8 protein-coding genes and 1 pseudogene are annotated in these 10,971 nt (G+C 74.5%); 4 read left to right on the plus strand and 5 right to left on the minus strand.

Features of this window, described 5'->3' with window-relative positions; genetic code table 11:
- Positions 1-118: 118 nt before the first annotated feature.
- Positions 119-2,977: pseudogene (locus SSNG_RS08930) on the minus strand (SNF2-related protein).
- A 309-nt stretch (positions 2,978-3,286) separates the two neighbouring features.
- Between SSNG_RS08930 and SSNG_RS08935 the strand changes: the two are divergent.
- Together SSNG_RS08935 and SSNG_RS08940 are read left to right on the plus strand one after the other, a co-directional pair.
- A complete protein-coding gene (locus SSNG_RS08935; protein ID WP_042800773.1) occupies positions 3,287-3,904 on the plus strand; it encodes a hypothetical protein in 618 nt (205 codons plus the stop codon).
- A 76-nt stretch (positions 3,905-3,980) separates the two neighbouring features.
- Entirely contained in the window at positions 3,981-4,241 is a 261-nt protein-coding gene (locus SSNG_RS08940) for a DUF6343 family protein (RefSeq protein ID WP_042803157.1), read from the plus strand.
- A 9-nt stretch (positions 4,242-4,250) separates the two neighbouring features.
- Here the strand turns inward: SSNG_RS08940 and SSNG_RS08945 are convergent, their stop codons facing one another.
- The 4 genes from SSNG_RS08945 to rpsA form a co-directional block, all read right to left on the minus strand.
- On the minus strand, positions 4,251-4,658 hold the full coding sequence (locus tag SSNG_RS08945) for a tetratricopeptide repeat protein (RefSeq protein ID WP_007263494.1): 408 nt from the start codon (positions 4,656-4,658) through the stop codon (positions 4,251-4,253).
- Between the two features lie 63 nt (positions 4,659-4,721).
- Complete coding sequence (coaE, locus tag SSNG_RS08950) at positions 4,722-5,324, minus strand: dephospho-CoA kinase (RefSeq protein ID WP_007263495.1); 603 nt, start codon at positions 5,322-5,324, stop codon at positions 4,722-4,724.
- A 126-nt stretch (positions 5,325-5,450) separates the two neighbouring features.
- Positions 5,451-6,389, minus strand: a complete 939-nt coding sequence (locus tag SSNG_RS08955) for a PAC2 family protein (protein WP_007263496.1) — start codon at positions 6,387-6,389, stop codon at positions 5,451-5,453.
- A gap of 228 nt (positions 6,390-6,617) precedes the next feature.
- Positions 6,618-8,132, minus strand: a complete 1,515-nt coding sequence (rpsA, locus tag SSNG_RS08960; RefSeq protein ID WP_007263497.1) for a 30S ribosomal protein S1 — start codon at positions 8,130-8,132, stop codon at positions 6,618-6,620.
- 406 nt (positions 8,133-8,538) lie between these two features.
- Here rpsA and SSNG_RS08965 point away from each other — a divergent pair, with 406 nt between their 5' ends.
- Together SSNG_RS08965 and SSNG_RS08970 are read left to right on the plus strand one after the other, a co-directional pair.
- On the plus strand, positions 8,539-9,369 hold the full coding sequence (locus tag SSNG_RS08965; protein WP_007263498.1) for a class I SAM-dependent methyltransferase: 831 nt from the start codon (positions 8,539-8,541) through the stop codon (positions 9,367-9,369).
- Positions 9,370-9,374: 5 nt separating this feature from the next.
- The coding region (locus tag SSNG_RS08970) for a DEAD/DEAH box helicase (RefSeq protein WP_007263499.1) at positions 9,375-10,971 on the plus strand (1,597 nt) is incomplete at its 3' end.

Below are 10,971 nucleotides of genomic sequence, written 5' to 3' on the forward strand. Positions count from 1 at the left end.
CCGCGTCCTGCGCGCGCTCCTCCCAGCGCGGCCACCCAGGCCCGGCCCCACCAGGTCGCGGCCTCCACCCCGGCGGGCAGGGTCTCGAAGGTGCGGCGGCGGTCGTCCCGCGCGGTGATCACGCCGGCCTCCGCAGGGAGACGAGATCGGCCAGCTCCCGGTCCGTCAGCTCGGTCAGCGCGGCCTCGCCGGAGCCGAGCACGGCATCGGCCAGCGCCCGCTTGGCCTCCAGCAGTTCGGCGATGCGGTCCTCGACGGTGCCCTCGGCGATGATGCGGTGCACCTGGACGGGCTGGGTCTGACCGATGCGGTACGCGCGGTCGGTGGCCTGCTCCTCGACGGCCGGGTTCCACCAGCGGTCGTAATGGATCACGTGACCGGCGCGGGTGAGGTTGAGGCCCGTCCCCGCCGCCTTGAGCGACAGCAGGAAGACGGGGACCTCACCGGACTGGAAGCGGTCGACGAGCTCCTCGCGGCGGGGCACGGGGGTGCCGCCGTGCAGGAGCTGCGAGGGGATGCCCCGGGAGGCGAGGTGCCGCTCCAGGATCCGGGCCATGGTCACGTACTGGGTGAAGACCAGGACCGAGCCGTCCTCGGCCAGGATCGTGTCCAGCAGCTCGTCCAGCAGGGCGAGCTTGCCCGAGCGGTGCGCGAGGCGGGGCGCCGCGGCACCCGCCGGGACGCCCTCCCTCAGGCCGTACTCCTTCAGGAACTGCGCCGGGTGGTTGCAGATCTGCTTGAGCGAGGCCAGCAGCTTCATGATCATGCCGCGCCGCTCCATGCCCTCGCTGCCCTCGATCACGGCCATCGCCTCGTCCACCGCGGCCTGGTAGAGGGAGACCTGCTCGCGGGTCAGGGACACCGGGTGGTCCGTCTCCGTCTTCGGGGGCAGCTCGGGGGCGATGCCGGGGTCGGACTTCTTGCGGCGCAGCAGGAACGGCCGGACGAGCGCGGCCAGCCGGGCCACCGCGGCCTCGTTGCCCCCGTCCTCCTCCTGCTGGTGCTCGACCGGGCGGGCGTGCCGGGCGCGGAAGGTGGTGAGCGGGCCCAGCAGTCCCGGCGTCGTCCAGTCGAGCAGCGCCCACAGCTCGGAGAGGTTGTTCTCGACGGGGGTCCCCGTGAGGGCCACCCGGGCCGGCGACGGGATGGTGCGCAGCGCCTTCGCGGTCGCCGAGTGCGGGTTCTTGACGTGCTGGGCCTCGTCCGCGACGACCAGGCCCCAGCTCTGCCCGGCCAGCCGGGCCGCCGCCGCGCGCATGGTCCCGTACGTGGTGAGGACGAAGCCCCCGTCCTCCAGCCCGTCGAGGCTGCGGCCGGCGCCGTGGAAGCGGCGCACCGGGGTGCCGGGGGCGAACCTCTCGATCTCCCGCTGCCAGTTGCCCAGCAGCGACGCCGGGCAGACCACGAGGGTGGGCTCGGGGCGGGCCCGGTGCAGGTGCAGGGCGATCAGGGTGACCGTCTTGCCCAGGCCCATGTCGTCGGCGAGGCAGCCGCCCAGCCCGAGCGAGGTCATCAGGTCCAGCCAGGCCAGGCCGCGCAGCTGGTAGTCCCGCAGGGTCGCCTTCAGGGCCGCGGGCGGCGCGACCGGGGGAAGCTCCCCGGTGAGCCGGTCCCGCAGGGCGGCGAGCGCGCCGACGGGCACCACCGGCACCGCCTCACCACCGACCTCGGCTTCCCCGCTCAGCACGGTGGCCAGCGCGTCGACCGGGTCCAGCAGACCCAGCTCCCGCTTGCGCGCCTTGCGCACGAGCTCGGGATCGACCCGCACCCACTGGTCGCGCAGCCGCACCACGGGTCGGTGGGCCTGTGCGAGCGCGTCCATCTCGCCCGGGGTGAGCCGGTCCCCGCCGAGGGCCAGCTCCCAGGAGAAGGCGAACAGGGCCGCCGCGTCGAAGAAGGCGATGCCGTCGGTCGCGGAACCGGGCGCGGCCGGCCGGACGACGGCGGTCGCCGAGAGCGTACGGGCCAGCTCGCGCGGCCAGAGCTCAAGCACTCCTGCCGCCGCCAGCCGGGTCGCGGCGGTGCCCAGCAGGTCCTCCAGCTCGGGGTCCGACAGCGGGGGGGCGTCCGGCTACGGCTGGTCGAGCAGGCGCAGCAGCGGCGGCCAGACCCTCGCCGCCCGGCGCAGCGCGAGCACGGCGTCGATCCGGGCGGGGGGGCCGAAGCCGGCGGCCGCCGCACCGGCCCACAGCAGCCCCGCGTCGGTGACCAGGGTCGGATCGGCCAGGCTGTGCACCTGGACCACGGCCGCTCCGGCGCGGCGGACGTCCTCCGGCTCGGCCTCGTCGAACAGGCGGAAGGAGGACAGGTCGAGCCGGAGCGAGACCCCCACCCCGGCGTCGGCGCCGGCCGCGACCTGCGCCGCCCACTCCTGTATCCCCGGCACCCGCTGCGGCTCCCGGGCGGCGAACGGCCGCCCGGAGGCGAACGGCGCGGCCGGCGTGCGCGGCAGCACGTCGGCGACGGCGTCGAGGAACGCCCGGACCAGGGCCTCGGGCTCGGGCAGGGCCGTCGGGCGGCGTCCGGCCAGCGGGGTGGCGTACGCCTCGTACGGCAGGGCGGCCGCGACGGCGCGCAGGTACCCGACGTCCTCGGCGTCCAGCGGCCCGGCACGCCAGGCGTCGACCCCGTCGGCGGTGAGCCCGGGCAGCAGGCGGCCCCGCGCGGCGAGGGACAGCGCCTGCGTGGCGGCGGTGCCCCAGGCACGGGTGGCGGGATGCGCGGCGGGGCTGCGGGCGGCCCGCACCAGTACGGGCAGGGCGGCGGCCACCGACAGCGTCACCGCGGGCACCGTGCGCGCGCGGACGCCGCTTCCGTGCGGCCGGACCACCTTCAGCGGGTGCGGGGTCCCCAGCTCGGGCAGCGGGTCCCCCTCCGGGCACCAGAACGCCACCCGCCCCTCCCGGGGCACGGCGGCGGGGAGGAACACGGCGGCGCGGCGCAGCAGCGACTGCTGCGGCGGCGGCTGCGCGGTCACGGGGTCCCCCTCCCTGGCGCTCGGCTCCGCCCGGTCATGGCGGTTCCACTGCCGCCGAGTCTAGGCGGGCCCACTGACAACCGGCGCTGACCTGCGGATACGCCCGGCCCACCGGCGGGGACGGTCAGGCGGAGGGCGCCACGCCGCTCCCCCGTCCCATGACCCCGTTCCACCCCCAGGGGTGTTCCGCAGGTGAGGCACGTACCGCCGTTCCGTGTCCCGGTTCCGCCACAAACAGTGGGCCAACGCCCCCGGCCGGGGAAGGCTGTTCGGACAACGACCGCACGTACCGCTCCACGGGGAGACACCGTGTTCCGACGCAGCACCCGCCCCCCGGCCCTCGTGGCCACCGCCCTCGCGGCTGCGGCCGCCCTCGCCCTCACCGTCACCGGCACGGCCACCGCCGCCACCACGCCCGGCTTCCTGAACGGCACCGACCTGCCCCCGCACCCCTCCTCCCCCTGGTACGCCGGAAAGATCGCCAAGGGACTGCCCGAGGACGCCCCCTTCTGCCTGGACGGGGTGCTTCCGGCGGCCGGCAGCCGGCACCGCGCCTTCGGCACCGAGTTCGACACCGGTGCCGTCCAGATCTCCGTGCGCGCCGCCTCCGACGCCGCCGCAGCGAAGCTCGCCACCGCCCTGGAACGCAAGGTCGCCGCCTGCGCGGCGGACTGGCTGCGCGCGAACCCGGGCGGCACGGCCTCCTGGCAGGACTACGGGAAGCTGGCCGTCGAGGAGGGCGCGCACGTCTACGGCGTCGGCGCCTCCGTCCCCGACTCGGAGCCGGGCGTGCACCTGTACGGGATCGGACGCGACGGCTCCACCGTGACCGTCGTGAAGTGGGGCCAGATGGGCAACCTGCCCGACGCCCCCGTGCCGGCCTTCAAGAGGACGACCACCACGGCCGTGAACAAGCTCAACCCCTGACGCCCCCGGGGCCGCCCCCGTGGTGGGACCATGGAACCGAGGCCTCCACCCGAGCTCCGGAGCCGAGGCGATGGTCATGCGTACCGGAAACGAGCCGGTGACCGCCCGCAGTCCGCTGCGGCTGCGGTTCTGGCTGAGCCTGTGGGGGCTGGTCTGGGCCGCCGCCGGGGCGGCCGCTTTCGCGCTGGCCGGCCGTCCGGGATGGGCGGCCGCCTGCGCGGCGCTCGCGCTGGTGGCCGCCGTCGACCTGGCCGTCGTGGTCCGGCACCTCCACCAGGGCCCGCACTACCAGCCGGGCCGGGACGTCCCCCCGTACGAGCCACCGCGCACGCGCTAGGCGGGCCACCTAGCGGTCGAAGCGGGCCGCCTCCAGGTACTCGGGTTGCGGGTCGAGGGCGGCGGCGAGGCGGAAGTGGCGGCGGGCCTGCTCGGGGCGCCCGGCCCGCTCGTGGGTGCGGGCGAGCGCGAAGTGGGCGAAGGCGTTGTCCGGCTCCCGCTCCAGCACCAGCTCGAACTCCAGCTGTGCGGGCCGCAGCTGCGCCGCCGCGAAGAAGGCACGGGCGCGGAGCAGCCGGGCGGCGGTGTTCTCGGGGTGCGCGGCTATGACGGAGTCGAGCAGCCGGACCGCGCCGCGCGGGTCCCGGGCGGCGAGGAGCTGCTCGGCGGCCCGGTAGTCGATGACGTGCGTCTCGGGGCTCACGGAACCCGACGATCCGGATCCGGACCCGGGTCCGGTGGACGGCGGCGGCGGCATGGTGTCGGACACGTTGTCTTCCCTTCCCTCTACGGGCGCGTTCAACGCCCTCCGCCGCTGCGGCTATTCCGCCGCGGCGCGCGCGGTGAGCTCCGCCCAGACCTTGCGCACCTGGGGCTCCAGCGCCTCCAGCGGCCCGTCGTTGTCGATCACGAGCGTGGCCACCGCCAGCCGCTGCTCCCGCGTGGCCTGGGCCGCCATCCGGGCGCGGGCCTCGTCCTCGGTCATCCCGCGCCGGGCGGTCAGCCGGGCCAGCTGCGTGTCCGGGGCGGCGTCCACGACCACGACGAGGTCGTACAGGGGGGCGAGGCCGTTCTCGGTGAGGAGCGGTACGTCGTGCACCACGATCGCGTCGGGTCCCGCGGCCTCCTCCAGCTCGGCGGACCGGGCACCGACGAGCGGGTGCACGATGGCGTTGAGGGTCTGGAGCTTCGCCGGGTCGGAGAAGACGACCGCCCCCAGACGGGGCCGGTCCAACCGCCCGTCGGCGGTGAGCACGGAGTCCCCGAAGGCCTCCACCACGGCCGCGAGCCCGGGCGTGCCCGGCTCCACGACCTCGCGTGCGATCCGGTCGGCGTCGACGACGACCGCCCCGTACCCCGCCAGCAGCCGCGAGACCTCGCTCTTGCCGGCACCGATTCCGCCTGTCAGGCCCACTTTCAGCATGGTCAGCACCCTAAGGGGTGTGGCGGAAGTCCGGCACGGCCCCCACGGCACCCGGAACGCACTCTCGCCGCACCCTTCGGGCGGTGTCCCCCTCCCGGGGAACACCGCCCGCCGAACGCCCGGGCCCTAGCCCTCGCCCTCGCGCTCCGCCAGGAACCGCTCGAACTCCCGCCCGATCTCGTCCGCCGACGGGATCTCGGCCGGCTCGGCGATCATGTTGCCCCGGGTCTCGGCTCCGGCGGCGGCGTCGTACTGGTGCTCCAGGCCCTGGACGAGGCTGACGAGCTCCTCGTCGCCCTCGCGGATCTGCCGGTCGATCTCCGTCTGCGTCCGGTGCGCCTCGGTGCGCAGGGCGTGCGCGACGGCCGGCAGGACCAGCCCGGTGGCGGCCGTGATGGCCTCCAGGGCGGTCAGTGCCGCGTCCGGGTACGGGGAGCGGGCGACGTAGTGCGGGACGTGGGCGGCGACGCCGAGCACGTCGTGTCCGGCCTGGGCGAGGCGGAACTCGACCAGCGATTCCGCGCTGCCGGGCACCTGGGCCTCGTCGAAGGGGCTGCGGTGGCCGGGCATCAGGTCGGTCCGGTTGCCGTGCGGGGTGATGCCGACGGGCCGGGTGTGCGGGACGCCCATGGGGATGCCGTGGAAGTTGACCGAGAGGCGGACGCCGAGGCGCTCCACGATCTGCCGGACGGCGACGGCGAAGCGCTCCCACTCGACGTCCGGCTCGGGGCCGGAGAGCAGCAGGAAGGGCGCGCCGGTGGCGTCCTGGACCAGGCGCACCTCCAGGCGGGGCTCCTCGAACTCGGTCCAGTGGTCGCGCTGGAAGGTCAGCAGCGGGCGGCGGGCCCGGTAGTCCACCAGCCGGTCCGCGTCGAAGCGGGCGACCACCTGGTGGGGCAGGGTGTCGAGGAGGCGTTCGACGATCTGTTCGCCGGTCTCGCCCGCGTCGATGTATCCCTCGAAGTGGTACAGCATGACCAGTCCGGCCGAGTCCTGGGTGAGCGCCAGGTCCGCCACCGCCAGACCCTTGGCATCCCATTCGTACAGACCCTGTGGATCAAGCACTGTCACCACTCCTCCCTCGCGCCGTGTTCCCTGCGAAGAACGTCCGGGACCGCGCGGCCATTCCCGCGCCGGTGGCATTAACACGAACGCAACGCGACGGAGGGCGGACCCCGGGTGGCGGTGGGGCCGGTACCCGGGAACGCGGCGAGGCCCGCCCCCCGAAGGGGACGGGCCTCGTCCTTCAGCTCAGCTCAGCTCGGCTCACACCGGAGTGTGATCGCGCTGCGATCAGCTCTGGCCGCCGGCCAGCTTCTCGCGGAGCGCGGCCAGGGCCTCGTCCGACGCCAGGGCGCCGGAGGTCTCGTCCGCACCCTCGGAGGAGTACGAACCACCGGAGACGCCCGCACCGGCGTTGCCACCGGCGGCCGGGGCGGCAGCGCCCTCGGCGGCAGCGGCCTCGTCGGCCTCGCGGCTCTTGATGACCTGCGCCTGGTGCTGCTCGAAGCGGACCTGCGCCTCGGCGTACTGGCGCTCCCACGTCTCGCGCTGGGTCTCGTAGCCCTCGAGCCAGTCGTTGGTCTCGGGGTCGAAGCCCTCGGGGTAGATGTAGTTGCCCTGGTCGTCGTAGGACGCGGCCATGCCGTACAGGGTCGGGTCGAACTCGACCGACGCCGGGTCGGCACCGAAGGACTCGTTGGCCTGCTTGAGGGACAGCGAGATCCGGCGACGCTCCAGGTCGATGTCGATGACCTTGACGAAGATCTCGTCGTTGACCTGGACGACCTGCTCCGGGATCTCCACGTGGCGCTCGGCCAGCTCGGAGATGTGGACCAGACCCTCGATGCCCTCGTCCACGCGGACGAACGCACCGAACGGAACCAGCTTGGTGACCTTACCCGGGACGACCTGGCCGATCTGGTGGGTCCGGGCGAACTGCTGCCACGGGTCCTCCTGCGTCGCCTTCAGCGACAGGGAGACGCGCTCGCGGTCCATGTCCACGTCGAGGACCTCGACGGTGACTTCCTGACCGACCTCGACGACCTCGGACGGGTGGTCGATGTGCTTCCAGGACAGCTCCGAGACGTGGACGAGACCGTCGACGCCGCCCAGGTCCACGAAGGCACCGAAGTTGACGATCGAGGAGACGACGCCGGAGCGGACCTGACCCTTCTGCAGGGTGGTGAGGAACGTCTGGCGAACCTCGGACTGGGTCTGCTCGAGCCAGGCGCGGCGGGACAGGACCACGTTGTTGCGGTTCTTGTCCAGCTCGATGATCTTCGCCTCGAGCTCCTTGCCCACGTAGGGCTGGAGGTCGCGGACGCGGCGCATCTCGACGAGGGAGGCCGGCAGGAAGCCACGGAGGCCGATGTCGAGGATGAGACCACCCTTGACGACCTCGATGACGGTACCGGTGACGATGCCGTCTTCTTCCTTGATCTTCTCGATCGTGCCCCAGGCACGCTCGTACTGAGCGCGCTTCTTGGACAGGATCAGGCGGCCTTCCTTGTCCTCCTTCTGGAGAACCAGGGCCTCGATCTCGTCGCCGACCTTGACGACCTCGTTCGGGTCGACGTCGTGCTTGATCGAGAGCTCGCGGCTCGGGATCACGCCTTCGGTCTTGTAACCGATGTCGAGCAGGACCTCGTCCCGGTCGACCTTCACGATGACGCCGTCGACGATGTCGCCGTCGTTGAAGTACTTGATCGTCTCGTCGATCGCGGCCAGGAAGGCTTCCGCGTTACCGATGTCGTTGACCGCTACCTGCGGAGGGGTGGTGGCGGTGGTCTCGGTGCTGCTCGTCATGTGGGAAAGGGCTCCGGTTACGGACAGAAAGTCGTAGGTACTGCTACGCCGGGAGCCCTTATCGGCACCTGCCGAAGAAGCCGGACAGCCAAAGAAGCCCCAAGATCCCCTGAAAGGGGGAAGGGCCTCGAAAACCGAGGGGACATTCAACAGATGCAAGCGCAGCCTGCTAGGTCTGAGGAGCACAGGCTCGCAGCGCAACTTGTAGCATACGGGGGCAGCCGGACAGGGTCAATGCGCGAAGGCGCACACCGCGGGCAGATCACCGCATAACCGGCGCAATTCGTGGGCGGGGACGCGGTGATGAGCGCTCCGCACGAGTTTTCCGGACCATCCGGACCACCCGGACCACCCAGCCGCCCCCCAGTGACCACCGAGCCATCCGCAGACTACGACGACGGGCCCCATGAACCAAGAGGACTACGCCCCCGAAACCGACGCCGAGGACGACGCCGAGGCCACCCGGCGCGAGGCCGGCGAGGCGGAGAGCAGCCGGGCCAGCCGCGGCTGGTGGGACCGCAACGCCGACGAGTACCAGAGCGAGCACGGCGCCTTCCTCGGCGACGACCGCTTCGTCTGGGGCCCCGAGGGCCTCGACGAGGCCGACGCCGCGCTGCTGGGCCCCGCCGCCTCCCTCAAGGGCAAGGACGTCCTGGAGATCGGCGCCGGCGCCGCCCAGTGCTCGCGCTGGCTCGCCGCGCAGGGAGCCCGGCCGGTCGCCCTGGACCTCTCCCACCGCCAGCTGCAGCACGCCCTGCGCATCGGCGGTGACGTCCCGCTCGTCGAGGCCGACGCCGGCCGGCTGCCCTTCCGCGACGGCTCCTTCGACCTCGCCTGCTCCGCGTACGGGGCGGTCCCCTTCGTCTCCGACCCGGTGAACGTCATGCGGGAGGTGCGCCGCGTGCTGCGCCCCGGCGGCCGCTGGGTCTTCTCCGTGACCCACCCGATCCGCTGGGCCTTCCCCGACGAGCCGGGCCCCGAGGGGCTCTCCGTCTCCGCGTCCTACTTCGACCGGACCCCGTACGTCGAGCAGGACGAGCAGGGCCGTGCCGTCTACGTCGAGCACCACCGCACGCTCGGCGATCGGGTCCGCGACGTGGTCGCGGGCGGCTTCCGGCTGCTGGACCTGGTGGAGCCGGAGTGGCCGGAGTGGAACAGCCAGGAGTGGGGCGGCTGGTCCCCGCTGCGCGGCAACCTGATCCCGGGCACCGCGGTCTTCGTGTGCGAGAGGGACTGATCCCGTTGACCGGGCAGACCCCCGCGCCCCGCCGGGCCGCCCTCGACTCCCTCCCCGTCCGGGAGGCCGTGCCCGCCCTCGTCTCGGCGCTGGACGGCCACGGCACCGCCGTGCTGTGCGCCCCGCCCGGCACCGGCAAGACCACGCTCGTGCCGCTCGTGCTCGCCGGGCTGGTGGGCGGGGGCCCGCGGCGGCGGGTGGTCGTCGCGGAGCCCCGGCGGATCGCCGCCCGGGCGGCGGCGCGGCGGATGGCGTGGCTGCTGGGCGAGGCCGTCGGCGGTTCGGTGGGCTTCACGGTGCGCGGTGAGCGGCTCGCGGGCCGGGACACGGCCGTGGAGGTGGTGACCACCGGGGTGCTGCTCCAGCGGCTCCAGCGCGACCAGGAGCTGGCCGGGGTGGACATGGTGGTGCTGGACGAGTGCCACGAGCGGCACCTGGACGCCGACACCGTCGCCGCGTTCCTGCTGGACGTACGCGAGACCCTGCGCCCGGAGCTGCGCCTGGTGGCGGCCTCGGCGACGACCGACGCGGCGGGCTGGGCCCGGCTGCTGGGGGACGCGCCGGTGGTGGAGGCGGCGGGGGTGGCGTACCCGGTGGAGACGGTGTGGGCGCCGCCGGCGCGGCCGGTGCGGCCGCCGCACGGGATGCGGGTGGATCCGGCGCAGCTGGCGCATGTCGCCTCGGTGGTGCGGCGGGCGCTGGCGGAACGTTCCGGCGACGTGTTGTGCTTCCTGCCCGGCGTCGGGGAGATCGCCCGGGTGGCCGGGCAGCTGGCCGGGGTGGACGCGGAGGTGCTCCAGGTGCACGGCCGGGCGCCGGCCGCGGTGCAGGACGCGGCGCTGACCGCGTCGGAGCACCGCCGGGTGATCCTGTCGACGGCCGTCGCGGAGTCGAGCCTGACCGTGCCGGGTGTACGGGTGGTCGTGGACTCCGGGCTGGCCCGCGAGCCGCGGGTGGACCACGCCCGGGGGCTGGGCGCGCTGGCGACGGTACGGGCTTCCCGTGCGGCGGGCCGCCAGCGGGCGGGCCGGGCGGGTCGGGAGGCGCCGGGCGTGGTGTACCGGTGCTGGGCCGAGGCGGAGGACGTGCGTCTGCCGGCGTTCCCGTCGCCGGAGATCCGGATCGCGGACCTGGCGCCGTTCGCCCTCCAGGCGGCCTGCTGGGGCGACCCGGACGCGGCCGGGCTGGCGCTGCTGGACCCGCCGCCGGCCGGGGCGATGGCCGCCGCGCGGGAGGTGCTGGTGGCGGTGGGCGCGGTGACGCCGGCGGGGCGGCCGACCCCGCGGGGGCTGCGGATGGCCCGGCTGGGCCTGCACCCGCGGCTGGCGCGCGCCCTGCTGGACGGCGCGGCCGCGGTCGGCGCCCGCCGGGCCGCGGAGGTGGTGGCGCTGCTGAGCGAGGAGCCGCCGCGGGAGTACGGGGACGACCTGGCCGGTGCGTGGCGGCGGGCGCGCCGCGGGGACGACCCGTACGCGGGGCGCTGGCGCGCGGAGGCCTCCCGCCTGGAACGCGCCGCTGCCGGGGCCGGTGCCGAGGCCGCTGCCGGTGTCGCCGCCGGTGCGGGTGCACGCTGCCGGGGCGGGTGCCGAGGCCGCTGCCGGT

The sequence above is a fragment of the Streptomyces sp. C genome (genome assembly GCF_000158895.1).
Classification (GTDB): domain Bacteria; phylum Actinomycetota; class Actinomycetes; order Streptomycetales; family Streptomycetaceae; genus Streptomyces; species Streptomyces racemochromogenes.

Bases quoted from the DNA above. Each gene is read 5' to 3' on its own strand.
- SSNG_RS08940 (WP_042803157.1), top strand. From the start codon at position 3,981: ATGCGTACCGGAAACGAGCCGGTGACCGCCCGCAGTCCGCTGCGGCTG.
- SSNG_RS08945 (WP_007263494.1), bottom strand. From the start codon at position 4,658: ATGCCGCCGCCGCCGTCCACCGGACCCGGGTCCGGATCCGGATCGTCG.
- coaE (WP_007263495.1), bottom strand. From the start codon at position 5,324: ATGCTGAAAGTGGGCCTGACAGGCGGAATCGGTGCCGGCAAGAGCGAG.
- rpsA (WP_007263497.1), bottom strand. From the start codon at position 8,132: ATGACGAGCAGCACCGAGACCACCGCCACCACCCCTCCGCAGGTAGCG.
- SSNG_RS08965 (WP_007263498.1), top strand. From the start codon at position 8,539: ATGAACCAAGAGGACTACGCCCCCGAAACCGACGCCGAGGACGACGCC.